General features: G+C 72.0%; 18 protein-coding genes and 2 tRNA genes. 8 read left to right on the top strand and 12 right to left on the bottom strand.

The features are described 5' to 3' along the window. Nucleotides 1-3 precede the first annotated feature (3 nt). The 4 genes from cofC (at nucleotide 4) to ACZ6TB_RS40190 (ending at nucleotide 4,066) form a co-directional block, all read left to right on the top strand. Entirely contained in the window at nucleotides 4-651 is a 648-nt protein-coding gene (gene cofC / locus ACZ6TB_RS40205; RefSeq protein ID WP_465564239.1) for a 2-phospho-L-lactate guanylyltransferase, read from the top strand. Between the two features lie 19 nt (nucleotides 652-670). Next, nucleotides 671-868 carry a cold-shock protein gene (locus tag ACZ6TB_RS40200; protein ID WP_465564236.1) on the top strand — a complete coding sequence of 66 codons (198 nt, stop codon included), beginning with the start codon at nucleotides 671-673 and terminating at the stop codon, nucleotides 866-868. A 190-nt stretch (nucleotides 869-1,058) separates the two neighbouring features. Beyond that, nucleotides 1,059-3,194, top strand: coding sequence for an RNA degradosome polyphosphate kinase (locus ACZ6TB_RS40195; protein WP_465564233.1), 2,136 nt, complete (start codon nucleotides 1,059-1,061; stop codon nucleotides 3,192-3,194). Then, nucleotides 3,194-4,066, top strand: coding sequence for an NUDIX hydrolase (locus ACZ6TB_RS40190; protein WP_465564231.1), 873 nt, complete (start codon nucleotides 3,194-3,196; stop codon nucleotides 4,064-4,066). The genes ACZ6TB_RS40195 and ACZ6TB_RS40190 overlap by 1 nt, the downstream gene beginning before the upstream one ends. Here the strand turns inward: ACZ6TB_RS40190 and ACZ6TB_RS40185 are convergent. From ACZ6TB_RS40185 to leuC, 4 genes are all read right to left on the bottom strand, one after another. Beyond that, entirely contained in the window at nucleotides 4,023-4,469 is a 447-nt protein-coding gene (locus ACZ6TB_RS40185) for a hypothetical protein (protein WP_465564228.1), read from the bottom strand. The two genes, ACZ6TB_RS40190 and ACZ6TB_RS40185, sit on opposite strands and share 44 nt — an antisense overlap. A gap of 110 nt (nucleotides 4,470-4,579) precedes the next feature. Next, on the bottom strand, nucleotides 4,580-5,374 hold the full coding sequence (locus ACZ6TB_RS40180; protein WP_465564225.1) for an HU family DNA-binding protein: 795 nt from the start codon (nucleotides 5,372-5,374) through the stop codon (nucleotides 4,580-4,582). Between the two features lie 243 nt (nucleotides 5,375-5,617). Next, complete coding sequence (gene leuD, locus ACZ6TB_RS40175) at nucleotides 5,618-6,205, bottom strand: 3-isopropylmalate dehydratase small subunit (protein ID WP_465564222.1); 588 nt, start codon at nucleotides 6,203-6,205, stop codon at nucleotides 5,618-5,620. Nucleotides 6,206-6,223: 18 nt separating this feature from the next. Next, nucleotides 6,224-7,669 (bottom strand): 3-isopropylmalate dehydratase large subunit, encoded by a 1,446-nt coding sequence (leuC, locus tag ACZ6TB_RS40170; protein ID WP_465564219.1) that lies wholly within the window; start codon nucleotides 7,667-7,669, stop codon nucleotides 6,224-6,226. Nucleotides 7,670-7,718: 49 nt separating this feature from the next. Here leuC and ACZ6TB_RS40165 point away from each other — a divergent pair, with 49 nt between their 5' ends. Genes ACZ6TB_RS40165 through ACZ6TB_RS40150 form a run of 4 tightly spaced genes read left to right on the top strand, consistent with a single transcriptional unit; the run spans nucleotide 7,719 to nucleotide 12,723 of the window. Next, nucleotides 7,719-8,405, top strand: coding sequence for an IclR family transcriptional regulator (locus ACZ6TB_RS40165; RefSeq protein WP_465564216.1), 687 nt, complete (start codon nucleotides 7,719-7,721; stop codon nucleotides 8,403-8,405). Nucleotides 8,406-8,409: 4 nt separating this feature from the next. Then, nucleotides 8,410-11,142 carry an AAA family ATPase gene (locus ACZ6TB_RS40160; protein ID WP_465564213.1) on the top strand — a complete coding sequence of 911 codons (2,733 nt, stop codon included), beginning with the start codon at nucleotides 8,410-8,412 and terminating at the stop codon, nucleotides 11,140-11,142. A gap of 52 nt (nucleotides 11,143-11,194) precedes the next feature. Beyond that, entirely contained in the window at nucleotides 11,195-11,983 is a 789-nt protein-coding gene (locus ACZ6TB_RS40155) for an alpha/beta hydrolase (protein ID WP_465564211.1), read from the top strand. Beyond that, nucleotides 11,959-12,723 carry an MBL fold metallo-hydrolase gene (locus ACZ6TB_RS40150; RefSeq protein ID WP_465564208.1) on the top strand — a complete coding sequence of 255 codons (765 nt, stop codon included), beginning with the start codon at nucleotides 11,959-11,961 and terminating at the stop codon, nucleotides 12,721-12,723. Before ACZ6TB_RS40155 ends, ACZ6TB_RS40150 begins: the two co-directional genes overlap by 25 nt. On the opposite strand, the gene ACZ6TB_RS40145 is transcribed toward ACZ6TB_RS40150, so the two are convergent. The 8 genes from ACZ6TB_RS40145 to ACZ6TB_RS40110 all read right to left on the bottom strand — a co-directional run bounded on the left by ACZ6TB_RS40145 (nucleotide 12,672) and on the right by ACZ6TB_RS40110 (nucleotide 17,612). Further along, entirely contained in the window at nucleotides 12,672-13,355 is a 684-nt protein-coding gene (locus tag ACZ6TB_RS40145; RefSeq protein WP_465564317.1) for an N-acyl homoserine lactonase family protein, read from the bottom strand. The genes ACZ6TB_RS40150 and ACZ6TB_RS40145 overlap by 52 nt on opposite strands. A gap of 270 nt (nucleotides 13,356-13,625) precedes the next feature. After that, a tRNA-Glu gene (locus ACZ6TB_RS40140) sits at nucleotides 13,626-13,698 on the bottom strand. A 101-nt stretch (nucleotides 13,699-13,799) separates the two neighbouring features. Further along, nucleotides 13,800-13,871: transfer RNA gene (locus ACZ6TB_RS40135), tRNA-Gln, on the bottom strand. 64 nt (nucleotides 13,872-13,935) lie between these two features. Next, nucleotides 13,936-14,748 carry an NAD(P)H-binding protein gene (locus ACZ6TB_RS40130; protein WP_465564205.1) on the bottom strand — a complete coding sequence of 271 codons (813 nt, stop codon included), beginning with the start codon at nucleotides 14,746-14,748 and terminating at the stop codon, nucleotides 13,936-13,938. Beyond that, nucleotides 14,745-15,539 (bottom strand): fumarylacetoacetate hydrolase family protein, encoded by a 795-nt coding sequence (locus ACZ6TB_RS40125; protein WP_465564203.1) that lies wholly within the window; start codon nucleotides 15,537-15,539, stop codon nucleotides 14,745-14,747. Before ACZ6TB_RS40125 ends, ACZ6TB_RS40130 begins: the two co-directional genes overlap by 4 nt. 36 nt (nucleotides 15,540-15,575) lie before the next feature. Then, on the bottom strand, nucleotides 15,576-15,830 hold the full coding sequence (locus tag ACZ6TB_RS40120; protein ID WP_465564200.1) for a helix-turn-helix transcriptional regulator: 255 nt from the start codon (nucleotides 15,828-15,830) through the stop codon (nucleotides 15,576-15,578). 7 nt (nucleotides 15,831-15,837) lie between these two features. Beyond that, nucleotides 15,838-16,680, bottom strand: coding sequence for an ABC transporter permease (locus tag ACZ6TB_RS40115; RefSeq protein ID WP_465564197.1), 843 nt, complete (start codon nucleotides 16,678-16,680; stop codon nucleotides 15,838-15,840). Next, nucleotides 16,677-17,612, bottom strand: a complete 936-nt coding sequence (locus ACZ6TB_RS40110) for an ABC transporter ATP-binding protein (protein ID WP_465564194.1) — start codon at nucleotides 17,610-17,612, stop codon at nucleotides 16,677-16,679. Before ACZ6TB_RS40110 ends, ACZ6TB_RS40115 begins: the two co-directional genes overlap by 4 nt. Between the last annotated feature and the right edge of the window lie 14 nt (nucleotides 17,613-17,626).

Here is a 17,626-nt window from a genome sequence, read left to right as displayed (position 1 = left end):
GGCATGGTCCGGGACTGGACGGCGGTGATCCCCGTCAAGCGGCTGAGCGCGGCGAAGAGCCGGCTGCGCGGCGCCGTGCCCGCCGCCCGGCACGCCGACCTCGCGCTGGCCATGGTGCGTGACACGGTCTCGGCCGTGCTGGCCGGCGAGGCCGTGGCCGAGCTCGTGGTGGTGACCGACGACCCGATGGCCGCGGCCGCCGTGACCGCGCTGGGCGCCCGGGTCGAGCCCGACCGCCCGGGCGCCGACCTCAACGCGGCCATGCGGTTCGGCGCCGACGAGGTCGCCGGGATCGGCCGGTTCCGCGCCGTGCTGGCTGGCGACCTGCCGGCCCTGCGCCCCTCGCACCTGGACGAGGCCCTGGCCGCCGCCGGGAACGGGCGCGGTTTCGTCGCCGACGCGGCCGGCACCGGCACCGTGCTGCTGGCGGCGCCGCCCGGGGTGCCGCTCGACCCGCGCTTCGGCATCGGCTCGGCCGGGGCGCACGCCGCCTCCGGCGCCCGGCCGCTCGCGGGCGACTGGCCGGGCCTGCGGCAGGACGTCGACACCCCCGCCGACCTGCGGCGGGTGCTGGAGCTCGGCGCCGGCCGGCACACCTGCGAGCTGCTTCGTGATCTGGGACTCACGGTGAGCTGCGTCCCAGCCGCCTGAACCCGGTAGCGTGCAGGGCATGCAAGGCACGATTGCGACCTTTGACCCGGAATCCCGCAGCGGGACGCTCCTCCTCGACGACGGCACTGAGCTGCCCTTCGGCGCTGACGCGTTCCAGCGGTCGGGCCTGCGGCTGCTCCGCCTCGGGCAGCGGGTCGAGGTGGAGACCGAGGCCACGGGCACGATCAGCCGAGTGGCCATTCCCGGAATCGGTTGAGTTGATCAAGCACCTGTTCGTTTCACGTTCCCGCTAAACCCGCAATGATGGAGCGATGCACACCTCGCCCCGGATCCCCGAAGCCCGCCGGCGTGGCCCCAACGGCCGCTTCCTCCCCCGGAGCAGCGAGGAGAGCACCTCCGGCGTCGCCCTCGTCGCCGAAGAGATACCGACACCGACGGAGCATCTGATGACCGAGATCGCCGAGGCCGAGGAGCCGCGGGCCACGGACGAGGTCTTCGAGTCCGACAACGCGCCCGAGCTGCCCGACGACCGGTTCCTCAACCGGGAGCTGTCCTGGCTCGACTTCAACGCGCGGGTGCTGGCGCTGGCCGAGGACCCGAACACGCCGCTGCTCGAGCGCGCGAAGTTCCTGGCCATCTTCGCCGGCAACCTCGACGAGTTCTACATGGTGCGGGTCGCGGGCCTGAAGCGGCGGCTCAGCGCCGGCCTGCCGATGCGCGGCGGCGACCGCAGCTCGCTGCGCAACCAGCTGGAGATGATCACCCAGCGGACGGCCGACCTGGTCACCCGGCACGCGGCCTGCTTCGCCGACGAGGTGCGGCCGAAGCTGTCGGCCGAGGGCATCGAGCTGGTCAGCTGGGGCGAGCTGGGCCCGGGCGAGCGCGAGCGGCTGCGCACGTACTTCCGCGAGCAGGTCTTCCCGGTGCTGACCCCGCTCGCCGTCGACCCGGCGCACCCGTTCCCGTACATCTCGAGCCGGTCGCTGAACCTGGCCGTGGTGTTGCGCGATCCGGACGGCCGGGAGTCCGAGCTGTTCGCCCGCATAAAGGTTCCGAACAACGTCCCGCGCTTCGTGACCGTGCAGAACGACAGCCGCGGCGCGCGCTTCCTGCCCGTCGAGGAGCTCATCGCGGTCCACCTCGACCAGCTGTTCTCGGGCATGCAGATCCAGGAGTGGCACCTGTTCCGGGTGACCCGCAACGCCGAGCTCGAGGTCGACGAGGACCGCGACGAAGACCTGCTCCAGGCGCTCGAGCGCGAGCTCGCCCAGCGCCGGTTCGGCCCGCCGGTCCGGCTCGAGGTGGCCGCCTCGATCAGCGACCACGTGCTCGACACCCTGGCCCGCGAGCTCGACATGGACAGCCAGGACGTGCAGCGCGTGCCCGGCCTGCTCGACATGTCCTCGCTGTGGCAGGTCTTCGGCGAGTGCGACCGCGACGACCTCAAGGACCGCCCGTTCGTCCCGGCCACCCACCCGCAGCTGGCCGACGGCGAGGTGCCGCGCAGCGTGTTCAACCGGCTGCGCGAGAGCGACATCCTGGTCCACCACCCGTACCACTCGTTCTCGACGAGCGTGCAGCGCTTCATCGAGCAGGCCGCCGCCGACCCCAACGTGCTGGCCATCAAGCAGACCCTCTACCGCACCTCGGGCGACTCGCCGATCGTCGACGCGCTGGTCGACGCGGCCGCCGCCGGCAAGCAGGTGGTGGTGCTGGTCGAGGTGAAGGCGCGCTTCGACGAGGTGGCGAACATCGCCTGGGCGCGCACGCTGGAGCGAGCCGGCTGCCACGTCGTCTACGGCCTGGTCGGCCTCAAGACGCACTGCAAGACAGCCCTGGTGGTACGCCAGGAGGGCAACCAGATCCGGCGCTACTGCCACATCGGCACCGGCAACTACCACCCCAAGACCGCGCGGCTGTACGAGGACTTCGGCATGCTCACCGCCGACCCCGAGGTGGGCGCGGACGTGACCGACCTGTTCAACGTGCTCACCGGGTACAGCCGGCAGCGCCAGTACCGCCGCCTGCTGGTGGCGCCGCACGGCGTGCGCACCGGCCTGATCCAGCGGATCGAGCGGCAGGTCGAGATCGCCCGGGCGGGCGGCGAGGCGCTCGTGCAGTTCAAGGTGAACTCGCTGGTCGACGAGGAGACGATCGACGCGCTCTACCGCGCCTCGCAGGCCGGCGTGCGGTCCGACCTGATCATCCGCGGCATGTGCGCGCTGCGGCCGGGCGTGCCGGGGCTGTCGGACAACATCCGGGTCCGGTCGATCGTGGGCCGCTTCCTCGAGCACTCGCGGGTGTTCCGGTTCGGCGTCGGCGACGACGCCGAGTACTGGATCGGCTCGGCCGACCTCATGCACCGCAACCTCGACCGCCGGGTCGAGGCGCTGGTCCGGGTGACGCTGCCGTCGGCCCAGGCCGACCTGCGCAACGTGCTGGAGCTCTCGATGAGCGACGAGAGCGAGGGCTGGGACCTGGCCGGCGACGGCACCTGGCACCGCCGCCCGTTCGGCCCCTCCGAGCCGCACCGGCACCTCCAGGAGGCGCTGCTGCGCCGCACCATCGGCAAGGCGGTCTGATGCCCGACCCCATCCGTGCCGCCGGCGGTGTGCTCTACCGCCCGGCCGGCGACGGCATCGAGGTGTGTCTCGTGCACCGCCCCCGCTACGACGACTGGACGCTGCCCAAGGGCAAGCTGGACGGCGGCGAGCACCCGCTGGCCGCCGCGGTCCGCGAGGTCGCCGAGGAGACCGGCGGCGCCGGCGTCCCGCAGCTGCACCTGCCGCAGGTCGCCTACGGCCTGCCCGACGGCACCCCGAAGACCGTCGACTTCTGGCTGATGCGGCTGGCCACCGACGGCCCGGTGCAGGACACGTCCGAGGTCGACGAGCTCGCCTGGCTGCCGCCGGCCGAGGCCGCCGCCCGGCTCAGCTACGCCGACGAGCGCCGGGTGCTCGAGCAGGCGGCCGCGCTGCCGCCGGTCACCGCCGTGGTGGCCCTCGTGCGGCACGCGCACGCCGGCGAGCGCAAGGAGTGGAAGGGCAACGACGCGCTGCGCCCGATCGACGAGCGCGGCCGCGACCAGGCCGCGCGGATCGGCGGGGTGCTGGCGCTGCTGCGCCCCGATCGGCTGATCGCGGCCACCCCGTTGCGCTGCAAGCAGACGCTCGAGCCGCTGGCCGAGACCGTGGGCCGGCCGATCGTGCAGGACGGCGCGTTCGCCGAGCCGGCCGAGGCCGACGAGGCGCCGGCCAAGGCGAAACTGGCCGCGCAGCGGCTGCTCGACCTGCGCGGCGGCGGCGTCCCGGTGATCTGCAGCCAGGGCAAGATCATCCCGACGCTGCTGGCCACCCTGCGCGACGCCGATCCGGAGACCTACCGCACGCCCAAGGGCGACGGCTGGTTGCTCACCTGGGCCGGGAACCAGCTCTTGGACGCGTCCCGGCTCTAGCGGCCGTGCGGCCGGTCGAGCGGGCCGGCGCCGGGTCGGCCCGCCACAGGCCGAGCCGATCGCCGGTGAGCCAGCGGGCCCGCCACAGCTCGTCCTCGCGCGGCTCCCAGTCGCGGAAGGGCAGCAGCGCCACCCGCCAGCAGAGCACACACGTGAGATACCAGCCGTAGAGCGGGATCAGGCCGAGCCAGCCGTCCCGGGCCCGGTAGGACGCCCACGGCGCCAGCACGCGCACCGCGAGGCCGGACCAGGCGCAGGTGACGAGCCAGTCGAGCAACCCGTTTCCGGTCCACGACTCGGTCAGGTTCCCGAGCGTCCACCCCGGCACGACCGCGGCCGCGAACAGCAGGGCCGCGATCAGCGACCGGCCGACCAGCCCGCGCGGCGTCGCATCTCGCTCCATGCCCCGGACGGTAGGCTCCGGCGCCGTTTCCGCGCCGGGACACACGAAAGGCGTCCACCGTACGAGTGGACGCCTGTCGCTGCTGGCTACCTACGTCAGCGCCACCTACGTCAGCGGGTCTTGCGCGCCGACGGTGACGTGGCCCGGGCGCGGGCCGGAGTGGCGGCAGCCGCCGTCGTCGTCTTGCGAGCGGTGGTCTTCTTGGCCGCCGCCGCCGCCGTCTTGGTCGCGGTCGCCGCCTTCTTGGCGGGCGCCGCCTTCGTCGCCGTGGTCTTCTTTGCCGCGGTCGTCTTGGTGGCGGTGGCCGTCTTCTTGGCCGGAGCCGTCTTGGTGGCCGCCGTCTTGGCCGGTGCCGCCTTGGTCGCCGTGGTCTTCTTCGCCGCGGTCGTCTTCGTGGCGGCGGTCTTGGCCGGAGCCGCCTTGGTGGCCGTGGTCTTCTTGGCCGCGGCCGTCTTGGTGGCCGGAGCCGCCTTGGTCGCCGCCGCCTTGGTCGCCGCGGTCTTGGCCGGCGCCGCCTTGGTCGCCGTCGTCTTCTTCACGGCGGCGGTCTTGGTGGCGGTGGTGGCCTTGGCCGCCGTCGTCTTGGTGGCGGTGGCCGTCTTCTTGGCCGGGGCGGCCGCCTTGGCGACCTTTCCGGCCGCGACCATCTCCCGGAACGCAGTTCCGGGGCGGAACGCCGGCACCGATGTTTTCTTCACCTTGACGGTTTCGCCGGTCCTGGGATTCCGGGCGGTACGTGCGTTACGCACCCGCTTCTCGAACGAGCCGAAGCCGGTGATCGCCACCTTGTCGCCCTTGGTGACGGCGTTCTGCACCTCGCTGATGACCGCATCCAGCGCCGCTGTCGCCGTCTTCCGGTCTCCCAGTCGGGCGGCGAGCGCCTCGATGAGCTCGGCCTTGTTCACGGTTTTTCCTCCCGAACGTGAGAACTGATGCTTGCCTTGAGAGGCTCCGCATGTCGTGCACGCGGTCGCCACCGTCGCGAACAAGCATCATTGGCCCAATGCGAGCCATTCTGCGCGCACCGTATGCCCTCTGACCAGCAGACACAAACATTCGTGGGAAAAAAACCCTTGTGTTGCAACGAATTCGCCCCCACCGGGGACCCGATGGGGGCGAAAAACCGTGTGCTGACAGCGTTTTGCCGATCAGACGGTGACCGGCTTGAAAACCGGGCGACCTTCCTCGTACGAGGTGATGGTCTCCTCGTTCCGCAGGGTCAGTCCGATGTCGTCGAGGCCCTCCATCAGGCGCCAGCGGCTGAAATCGTCGATCGGGAACGACCAGGAGGCGTCGTCCACGCGCACCTGACGGGCCCCGAGGTCCACGGTGATCTGCTTCTCCGGCTCGCTCTCGGCCATGTCCCAGATCGCCTCGACCGCTTTCTGGTCGAGCTGGACCGGCAGCAGGCCCTCCTTGAGGGCGTTGCCGCGGAAGATGTCGCCGAATCGGGCCGCGATGACGACCTTGAAACCCCAGTCGCGCAGCGCCCAGACCGCGTGCTGCCGGGACGATCCGGTGCCGAAGTTGGGGCCGGCCACCAGGATCGTGGCCCCGGCGTGGGCCTGGTTGTTGAGCACGAACGACGGGTCGTCCCGCCACGCGCTGAACAGCCCGTCCTCGAAACCGGTGCGGGTGACCCGCTTCAGGTAGACGGCCGGGATGATCTGGTCGGTATCCACATCGGAGCGGCGCAGGGGCATGACCTTGCCGCTGTGGGTGACGAACTTGTCCATCTGTCTGTCTCTTCCGAATCAGAGGTCGGCCGGCGCGGCCAGGCGACCCACCACGGCGGTGGCGGCGGCGACCTGGGGCGAGACGAGGTGGGTGCGCCCGCCCTTGCCCTGCCGGCCCTCGAAGTTGCGGTTGGACGTGGAGGCGGCCCGCTGGCCGGGGCTGAGCGTGTCCGGGTTCATGCCCAGGCACATGGAACAGCCCGCGAAACGCCACTCGGCGCCCGCCTCGGTGAAGACCTTGTCGAGGCCCTCGGCCTCGGCGGCCTCGCGCACCTGGTACGACCCCGGCACGATCATCATGCGGACGTCGTCGTGCACCCGGTGGCCGCGCAGCACGGCGGCGGCGGCCCGCAGGTCCTCGAGGCGGCCGTTGGTGCAGGAGCCCACGAAGACCACGTCGACCGGGACGTCCCGGAACGGCGTGCCCGGCGTCAGATCCATGTACTCCAGCGCGCGGCGGGCCGCGTTGCGGTCGGTCTCCTCGATGAACTCCTCCGGGTCCGGCACAGCGCCGTTGAGCGGCGCGCCCTGGCCCGGGTTGGTGCCCCAGGTGATGAACGGGCTGACCGACGCCGCGTCCAGGATGATCTCGGTGTCGTACTCGGCGCCCTCGTCGGTGGCCAGGGTCTTCCAGTACGCGACCGCGGCGTCCCACTGCTCGCCCTGGGGCGCGTGCTCGCGGCCCTCGAGGTAGGCGAACGTGGTCTCGTCCGGCGCGATCATGCCGGCCTTGGCGCCCCACTCGATGCTCATGTTGCAGATGGTCATCCGGCCCTCCATGGAGAGCCCGCGGATGGCCTCGCCGCGGTACTCCACGATGTGGCCGTTGCCGCCGCCGGTGCCGGTCTGCGTGATCAGCGCGAGGATCAGGTCCTTCGCGCTCACGCCGGGGCCGAGCTCGCCGACCACGGTGACCGCCATCGTCTTCGGCTTGCCCTGCGGCAGCGTCTGGGTGGCGAGCACGTGCTCGACCTCACTGGTGCCGATGCCGAAGGCGAGCGCGCCGAACGCGCCGTGCGTGGCGGTGTGCGAGTCGCCGCAGACGATCGTCATGCCCGGCTGGGTGAGACCCAGCTGCGGGCCGATCACGTGCACGATGCCCTGCTGGACGTCGCCGAGGGGCCGGATCGGCACCCCGAACTCGGCGCAGTTCTTGCGCAGCGTCTCGATCTGCGTGCGGGACACCGTGTCGGCGATCGTCAGCAGCTCGCCGCGACGGGTGTTGAAGGCCGGATCCGCGTACCCGGTCGGAGTGTTGTGATCCTCGGTCGCGAGCGTGAGGTCGGTGCGCCGCACGGGCCGGCCGGCCAGGCGCAGGCCGTCGAAGGCCTGCGGGCTGGTCACCTCGTGGAGCAGGTGCAGGTCGATGTAGAGCAGGTCGGGCTCGCCATCGGCTGCACGCACGACATGGTCGTCCCAGACCTTTTCCGCCAAGGTCCGCGGCTTCGGAGTGACTCCCACCATCTGGACATCCTAAATTCTGGGAGGTATGTTTCGGCTTGTGGGACACAGTATGAGCGGTGTCGGCGTTCTCGACAAGGCGGTAGTCATCCTCGCGGCGTGTGTCGACGGCGCCAGCCTGGCTGAGTTGGTCGACCGTACGAAGCTTCCGCGGGCGACCGCACATCGCCTGGCCCAGGCCCTGGAGATCCACCGGATGCTGGTCCGGGACACCCAGGGACGCTGGCGGCCGGGCCCCCGTCTCGGCGAGCTGGCGAACGCCGCGCCGGACGTGTTGCTGACCGCGGCCGAGCCCCTTCTTTCCGCATTGCGGGACGCGACCGGCGAGAGCGCCCAGCTCTACCTGCGCCGCGCCGACGAGCGCATCTGCGTGGCCGCGGCCGAGCGCGCGAGCGGCCTGCGCGACACCGTCCCGGTCGGATCGGTGCTGCCGATGACGGCCGGCTCGGCCGCCCAGATCCTGCTCGCGTGGGAGCCGCCGGAGGCGGTCATGCCGCTGCTGCCGCGTTGCAAGTTCACCGGGCGCACGCTGGCCGAGGTGCGCCGCCGGGGCTGGGCGCAGAGCGTCGCCGAGCGCGAGCCCGGTGTGGCGAGTGTCTCGGCGCCGATCCGCGACCGCACCGGCCGGGTGATCGCCGCCATCTCGATAAGCGGTCCGATCGAGCGTCTGGGCCGGCGTCCCGGCGAGCGGCACGCGATGGCCGTGGTGCGCGCGGGTCAGCGCCTCTCGGGCTTGTAACTTCGTGCGACTCTTCGGGCGTGAGGCGGATTGCGCCGCGCTCGACGCGCTTCTGACCGGGGCGCGAGGCGGGCGCAGCGCGAGCCTGGTGCTGCGCGGCGAGGCCGGCGTCGGCAAGACCGCATTGCTGCGGTACGCGGAGAGCGCCGCGCCCGGGGCCCTGTGGGTGAGCGGAGTCGAGGCCGAGTCCGATTTCCCGTACGCGGCTCTGCACCGCCTGCTGATCCCGTTGCTCGCCGGCCGCGACCGTCTGCCGCCCGGTCAGCGCGTCGCCCTCGAGGTGGCGTGCGGCCTGGCCGACGGCCCGCCGCCCGACCTCTACCTGGTGAGCCTGGCCGCGCTCACCCTGCTCGCCGAGTCGCCGCGGCTGCTGGTCGCCGACGACTGCCAGTGGCTCGACCGGGAATCCCTGCGGGCGCTGGCGTTCGTGGCCCGCCGCCTGCACGCCGAGGGCCTGGTGCTGCTGTTCGGCCTGCGCACCGGCCCCGCCGCCGACCATGACGTCCCGGCTCTGCTCGCCGGCGTCGCCGAACGGGAGATCCTCGGCCTGGACCCCGAAGCCGCCGCCGCCCTGCTGACCGACGTCGTGGACACCCCGGTCGACCCTTCGCTGGCCGTGCACATCGCGCGGGCCACCGGCGGCAATCCGCTCGCGCTCACCGACCTCGGCCGCGAGCTCACCGCCGAACAACTCGGCGGCAGCGCGCCGCTGCCCGACCCGGCGCCGATCGGCAGCCGCCTGGAGGCGCACTACGCGGCCCGGATCCGGGCCTATCCGGCGGCGACGCGGACCTGGCTGCTGCTGGCCGCCGCCGACGCCGGCGGCGACCCCGGACATCTGGTCGCGGCCGGCGAGCTGCTCGGCGCCCGGCCGCCGGACGCCGCGCCGGCCGAGGCCGACCACCTGATCGACGGCTCGCCGGCGGTGACGTTCCGGCATCCGCTGGTGCGGTCGGCCGTCTACGGCCACGCGGCGCCCGCCGAACGCCGGGCCGCGCACCGGGCGCTGGCCGCCGTCATCACCGGCGGCGCCGAGGCCGACCGGCGCGCCTGGCACCTCGCGGCCGCCGCCGACGGGCCGGACGAGGCGGTCGCGGCCGAGCTGGAGCTGCGCGCCGACCGGGCCGCGGCCCGCGGCGGGCACACCGCCCGCGCCACGTTCCTGACCCGCTCGGCCGAGCTCACGCCGGAACCGGTGGCCCGGGCCGTACGCCAGGTGCGCGCGGCCGAGGCGGCGCTCGCGGCCGGGGCCTACGGCCGGGCGTTGCGGCTGCTCGACGCCGTCGACGTGCCGGGCCTGCCCGGGCCGGCGTGCGGCTCGGCGCTGATGACCCGGGCGCTGGCCGAGGTCAACACCGCCGTGCCGGACGGGCAGTGGCTCGGGGCGGCCCGCTGCCTGGCCGCGGCCGCCGCGTTCGGGGACGACCGGGACCGGGCCCGCCGCGCCGTCGTGCAGGCCATCGAGCACATCACCGGCGCCGAGCACCTCTCCTACGTGAGCGAGCCGGAGGTCGCGGCCACCGCCGCCACGCTGGCCGGCGAGCGCCCGTCGAGTCTGGACGAGCTGATCCTGGCCGGGTACGCGGCGTTCACGCTCGGCGGTTACTCCGACGGCGTTCCCGCGCTGCGCCGGGCGATCGACGCGATCGCCGATCCCGGCCTGCCCGAGGAGACGCTGCTGGCCCGCATCGTGGTCGGCGTCAACTTCTGCACCCTGGTCTGGGACGACGTGACCAAGCAGCGGTTGCTGGCCCGGGCCGGCGACGCCGCCCGGCGCACCGGCGCGCTGCACACCCTCGACCTCGTGCACTACCTGGCGGTGATGACCGAGACGGTGCTGGGCCGGCTGACCGAGGCCGACCGGCACGACGCGGCCGGCCAGCGGCTGCGCCGGGCGATCGGCATGACCGCCGACCAGGAACTGGTGTGGCGCCACCCGGAGCTGGTGCTGTGGCGGGCCGAACCGGGCGTCCGGGAGCCGGTGCGGGGCGCCCTCGACGTCTTCGAGACGCTCGGCCTCGGCGGCCTGCACGGGTGGACCCGGTTCAGCCTGGCGGTGCTGGACAACGCCGAGGGCCGGTACGCGGCGGCCGCTCAGGGTGTCGCGGGCCTGACCGAGCTGGGCCGTCCGGGCCGCTACGCCGTCGCGCTGCCCGACCTGGTCGAGGCCGCCCTGCGCGCGGGCGACCGGCGCACGGCCAAGCTCGCGCTGGCCGACCTGACCCTGGCCGCCGGCGCCTGCGACTCCCCGCGCGCCACCGGGCTCCTGGAACGTTCCCGGGCCCTGCTCGCCGACCGCAGCGAGGCCGAGGCCCACTACCGGCTCGCGATCGAGCAACTGGACGGCGGGCTCGGCCACGCCGACCTGGCCCGGGCCCGGCTGCTCTACGGCGAGTGGCTGCGCCGGCAGCGCCGCCGCCGGGACGCCCGGGACCAGCTCGCCGTCGCGCTCGCGATGTTCGAGGAGGTGCGGGCCGAGGCGTTCGCCGCACGGACCCGCAACGAGATGCTCGCCCTCGGCGGGACGGTGCGGGTCACCGTACGGGATCCCGATGAAACGGCCCTGACCCCGCAGGAGGCCGCCGTTGCCCGCCTGGCCCGGGATGGTGGCACCAACGCCGAGATCGCGGCCCACCTGTACCTGAGCGCGAGCACCGTCGACTATCACCTGCGCAAGGTGTACCGGAAGCTCGGCGTGCGGTCGCGGCGGCAGCTACGCGGGAGTTTGCACGAGTGACTACGCGTCACGCGTGATTCGGGTGTGGACGCGCTCCCCGCAGGATCGGGCCATGAAACCGATCGTTCTGGTGCACGGGTTCTGGGTGACCCCGCGCAGCTGGGAGAACTGGAAAGCCCACTACGAGGCCAAGGGCCACCAGGTCATCGCGCCTGCCTACCCGGGGTTCGAGGTCGAGGTCGAGGCCCTCAACGCCGACCCGGCGCCGGTCCTGAACGTCACCGTGCCGCAGATCATCGCCCATTTCGAGGAGTCGATCCGCGCCCTGCCCGAGCCGCCGGTCATCATCGGGCACTCGGCGGGCGGCGCGTTCACCCAGATCCTGCTGGACCACGGGCTCGGCGTGGCCGGCGTGGCCATGAACTCGGCGCCGACCGAGGGCGTCCGGGTGGTGCCGCTGTCCCAGCTGAAGTCCACGTTCCCGGTGCTGAAGAGCCCGGCCAACCGGCACAAGGCGATCCCGCTCACCTTCGAGGAGTGGAAGTACGCCTTCACCAACACGTTCGACGACGACGAGGCGCGGCGGCTGTACGAGCGCTACGCGATCCCGGCCAGCGGCGGCATCCTGTGGGGCGGCGTGCTGGCCAACTTCCAGCCCGGCCACCAGGACACGTGGGTGGACTACCACAACGACAACCGGGCGCCGCTGCTGTTCGTCTCCGGGTCCGAGGACCACATCATGCCGCCGGCGGTGCAGGAGTCGAACTGCAAGCACTACAAGTCGAACACCGTCACCGAGCGCCGGGAGTACGCCGGCTACGCCCACCTGCTGCCGGCGCAGAAGGGCTGGGAGCAGATCGCCGACGAGGTGCTCGAGTGGGCGCTGACACACGCGCGCTGAGGATCACCCACATCGGCGGCCCGACCACGCTCCTCGAGCTCGACGGGGTACGGCTGCTGGTCGATCCGACGTTCGACGCCCCCGGCCGGAGGTACTCGTTCGGCTGGGGGACGTCGTCGCGCAAGACCGCCGGCCCGGCCGTGCCGGCGTCCGCGCTGGGCCCGCTCGACGGGGTGCTGCTGACCCACGACCAGCACGCCGACAACCTGGACGACTCCGGGCGGGCCCTGCTGTCGTCGGTGCCGGTGGTGGTCACGACGCCGGTGGGGGCGCGGCGGCTCGGCGCCACCGGCCTCGCCCCCTGGGAGTCGACGAAGATCGGCCCGATCGAGATCACCGCGACGCCGTCGCGGCACGGGCCGGCCTGGGCGGTGCCGATCGTCGGGCCGACGACCGGTTTCGCCCTCTCGTCGGCCGTCTCGCCGGCCGGCAAGACCATCTGGATCTCCGGTGACACGGTCGTCTTCCCGGGCGTGCTCGAGGTGGCCGACCGGTTCGACGTGGACACCGCGATCCTGCACCTGGGCAAGGTGCAGTTCGGCCTCACCGGCCCGGCCCGCTTCACCATGACCGGCCGGGACGCCGTGCGGCTCTGCGCGCAGGTCAAGCCGCGCCGGATCGTGCCGGTGCACTACGAGGGCTGGTCGCACTTCCACGAGGGCCGGGCCGAGATCTCCGCGGCGTTCCCTCAGGGCGCGCTGACCTGGCTGGTGCCCGGGGTCCAGACCGCGTTGTCGTGAGCGAAGACGACCCGCTTGGGGTCGAACGCCAGAATCCGGTGCAGCCAGGCCGGATAGTGGCCGACGCCGGAGTGCTGGGCGAGCACGTCACCGGTGAAGAGCGTCGCGTTGTCGTGGCTCTGTCCGGCCACGACGATGGTGCCGTCGGCGCGGGTCACCACCACCGACTGGTGTCCCGCGGTGTGCCCCGGCGTCGGCAGGATCACGACGCCGGGCAGAATCTCGGCCTCGCCGTCCAGCTCCTCGTAACGCGCCCCCGGATGGTCGACCAGCTCGGGCAGCGTGTGATCGGCGCCGCGCGCGAGCGCGAGCTCGGCCCGCTGGGTGAACACCGGCCGCCCGGCCAGCAGCGGATTGCCGCCGCAGTGGTCGAAGTGCAGATGGCAGTTCACCACGTAGTCGATCTCGTCCAGCTTGGCCCCCGATTCGACGAGAGCCGTCGCAAGCGGCACCCGCCGGGGCCGGTAGTGCGCGTCGACCTCGGGGTGGCGTCCCATCCCGGTGTCGACGAGCAGCCGACCGAGCGGATGGTCGATCAGATAGCCCAGCACCGGCTCGACCCTGGGCTGCCCCGTGCCGGTCTCACCCGCCGGCCGAATGAAGTACCCAAGGTCGACTCGACGCACATTGATATCCGTCACCCCGCGAGTATTCGCCCCCGACGCCCCCCGCGCGACCACCGACCCGCGAGCGCCCCGACCCAGCGCGACCACTGACCCGCGAGCGCCCGACGCAGCGCGACCACCGACCCGCCGGAGGCACGCCCCCAGCGCAACCACCGACCCGCCGGAGGCACGCCCCCAGCGCGACCACCGAACCGTGGGGGTCCGGGGGCTCGGCCCCCGGGCAGAAATGCGAAATGACCCCACCCACGCAGTCCGTGGGCAGGGTCATCCTGAATGTAGCCCCGAAGGGATTCGAACCCTCGCTACCGCCTTGAGAGGGCGGCGTCCTAGGCCGCTAGACGACGGGGCCAGGACTTGCTTTGCACTACTTTCTTCGCTTCGCTCTCGCTCAGCGGCGGGCCGAACTCTATCAGAAGTCCAGCACCACCATCCTCTGCGGGAACGGTAGCGCTGGGGTACCAGGACTCGAACCTAGACTAACTGAACCAGAATCAGTCGGGCTGCCAATTACCCCATACCCCATTTGGCCCGGCTTGCCGCGCCGAAAGAGAACTCTACCTGACCGGTCCGGGCCCAACAAATCGGGTTACCCGTTCTTGAACAGATCCGCGTGCGCGCGCACCCACTCCAGGAACGTTGTCGCAGGTCGGCCCGTCAATTCGGCCACCGTCGGGACGGCCGCCTGGGGGTGCTCGAGAAGCATCTGCTGGCCGTCGACGTACCAGGCCGCATGATCGCCGAGGTCGGCGGTGAGTTCCTCGATCGCCTCGTCGCGCGGTAACTCGACGTAACGAAGCTCACGCCCCAGGGCCACCCCGATGATCTCCACCTTGCGGCGGCGGCTGAGCGCCTCGGGACCGGTCAGCTCGAGCGAGCACCCATCGAACCCGTCGGCGAGAAGCACCCGGGCGGCGACCGCGGCGACGTCCTCCATCGCGATCGGGGCGTTGGTCGCCTCGGCGAAGACGTCGAGCACCTCGTCGCCGGCGCGGATCTGCCGCGCCCACAGCGTCGCGTTGCTCATGAACTCGCCCGGCTCGAGGTGGGTGAAGGGCACGCCGCTGGCCTCGACCGCGTCCTCCACCGCCTGCCACGGACCGCCTTTCGGCCCGGCCAGGTCGACGATGCGGCCGATCCCGGCCTCGGCGGCCAGCCGGCACGCCTCGGTCACCGTCGGCAGGTGCGGGGCCAGATAAAGCACATCCACGCCGGCGTACGCCTCGGGGAGCGTCGACGGGCGGCCCAGGAACCCGTGGGCGACTTCGACCCCGTCCGGCAGCGCGGCCTTGACGGGGTCGACGGTCAGCGCCCGCACATCGGGGGCGCCCAGGGCCAGCAACTCGTCCACGACCATCCGGCCGATGTTCCCCGTGGCGCCGGTGACCAGGATCTTCGTCACTCCAGCGACACCACCGGGTTGCGCAGCTCGCCGATGCCCTGGATGGCGATCGAGCAGGTGTCGCCGGCGGTGAGCTCACTCACCCCGGCGGGTGTGCCGGTGAGGATGATGTCGCCGGGCAGCAGCGTCATGACGTGCGACACGTACGAGACCAGGGTCGGGATGTCGAACACCATGTCCTTGGTGCGGCCGATCTGGCGCACCTCCATGGTGTCGGGGTTGCGGCCCACCTCGCAGCGGATCTCGAGGTCGCTCACGTCGAGGTCGGTGACGATCCACGGGCCGATCGGGCAGAACGAGTCGAAGCCCTTGCCCCGGGTCCACGTCTTGTCGGCCCGCTGGAGGTCCCGCGCGGTGACGTCGTTGCCGATCGTGTAACCGAAGATCGCCCGCTCGGCGCCGGCCCGGTCGACCCGGCGGGCGCCGGTCGCGCCGATCACCACGGCCAGCTCGGCCTCCTCCTCGACCCGCTGCGACTGCGGGGGCAGCCGGATCGCGTCGTTCGGCCCGATCACCGAGGTGGAGGGCTTGATGAAGATCAGCGGCTCCTTGGGGACCTCGTTGCCGAACTCGGCGGCGTGGTCGGCGTAGTTGCGGCCGATGCCGATCACCTTGCTGGAGAAGATCGGCGCGAGCAGGCGTACGTCGGCGAGCGCCCAGCGCTGACCGGTGAACTGGACCTTCTCGAACGGCAGGGAGCCGATCTCGGCGATCGTGAGACCGGTCGAGCCGTCACCCTCGACGACGCCGAACGAGACACCGCCAGCATGGACAAAACGGGCGAAACGCACGGAAGAATCCCATCTCCTAGAAACCTCTCCCGAAATCTACGCCGGTCTCGAGGCGCCGTTCGACTCCGCGCCCAGCCGTGGGAACGGATCGAGCGAGAAGACGACCTCGACCGGGACCTCGAAGTACGAGCAGATCCGCAATGCCAGGTGAAGGCTGGGGCTGAACTCGCCGCGCTCCAGGTAGCCCACCGTCTGGTAGTGGACGCCCAGGGCGTCGGCGAGTTGCCGCCGTGAGATGCCGCGCTCGGCGCGCAGCATCGCGATCCGGTTGTACGTGACCTCGCTGCTCATAGGTTCCTCAACGGTTGACCGACGCCAACGCGCGCTCGCGACGCGCCGCGACCGCCGAGCCGGACTCGCGGCGGGCCATGCGCCGCAGGATCACCGGCGCCAGGGTCAGCCCCAGCACCGTCCAGAAGGCGAGCACGCCGAACGTCTCGAGATGCCGCCAGGAATGCGTGAGCTCCACCGAGGCCAGCGAGTCGGGCAGGAACACCGAGCGCATGCCCAACCCCAGCCAGTACATCGGGAACACCTGCGCGATCCCTTGCAGCCAGCCGGGCATCGCGGTGATCGGGTAGAAGATGCCGGAGATCGCCACCAGCCCGAAGATCGGCAGGACCAGGAGGCCGATGTTGCGCGGGTTCTCGAACAGCGAGCCGAGCACGGCGCCGATCGGCATCGTGGACAGGAACGCCAGCGGTACTAGCCAGGCCAGCACCAGCCAGCCGGTCGCGCTCACGTGCAGGCCGTCGACCAGCAGGACCCCGGGCACCAGCTGGATGATCAGGCTGAGCAGGGTCATCCCGCCGACCAGCACCGCCTTGCCGATCAGGTAACCGCTCATCCCGTGCGGCGTGGCCTTGGCCCGCAGCAGCGTGCCGTCCTCGCGCTCGACGATGAGCTGCTGCGAGACGGTCATGAGGCCACCGAAGGCGAGCCCCATCCCGAGGATGCTGGGCAGCGTCCGGGCCCCGAGCGAGAACGTGGTGCCGGGCACGTGGGCGTCCCGCATGAAAAAGATCGTTCCGAGCAGCAGAACGGCGGGGAAGAGGTACGTCCACAGATCGGTCGAGTTGGTCAGCGTCTGCCTCAGCTCGATCCCGCCGCGGGCGAGCCCGGCGCGCAGGGCGTTGATCATTGGGTGCCCCCCTCGGTGGTCAGGACCAGCTTCATGTACGTGTCCTCCAGGCTGTTGCGCCGCACCTCGAGGTCACCGATGTCCTCGCCGTACTGCACGAAGAGCTGCCGGACGAACGAGGTCGCGTCCTGGGCGGAGTGGACGAACCGCTGCCCGTCGCGGGTCCAGCGGATCTCGGCGTCGCCGGCCACCCGCCGGGCCAGCTCGTCGGCCGAGCCGTTCGCGATGATCAGTCCGCCGGACAGGATCACGATGCGGTCGGCCAGCTTCTCCGCCTCGTCGAGGTCGTGGGTGGTGAGCAGGATCGTGGTGTCGTCCACATCGGTCAGCCGGTGGACCAGGTCGTGGAACTCGCGCCGCGCCGCCGGGTCGAAGCCGACCGTGGGCTCGTCGAGGAAGAGCAGCTCGGGCCGGCCGACGATGCCGATCGCCACGTCGAGCCGCCGGCGCTGGCCGCCGGAGAGCCGCATGACCCGCTGGTTCGCCTGCTCGGTGAGGCCGACGACGTCGAGCAGGTCGTCGACCGGCCACGGGCGGGCGATCCGGTCGGTCGAATACCGCGCGTAATAGGTGCCCAGGTGCTTGAGCAGCTCGCGGACCCGCCACTTGCCATGGTCGCGCCAGGACTGCAGCACCACGCCGACGCGGGCCCGCCAGCGCTCGCCGGCCGCCGCCGGGTCGACGCCGAGCACGCGGACCTCGCCGGCCGACCGCATGCGGAAGCCCTCGAGGATCTCGATGGTGGTGGTCTTGCCCGCCCCGTTGGGCCCGAGCAGCGCGAGCACCTCGCCGCGCCGGGCCGTGAAGCTGACGCCGGAGAGCACGTCCTTGGCGCCGTAACGCATCCGCAGATCACGGACGTCGATGACCTGCTCATCGGCCGGCGCGCCGGCGCCGACGTCGAGAGCCCCCGTCAAAGTCATTCCTCCCATGTCCAGCACGGTAT

This window comes from Actinoplanes sp. NPDC051537 (genome assembly GCF_055586105.1).
This window is presented reverse-complemented; position numbering and strand designations above follow the sequence as displayed.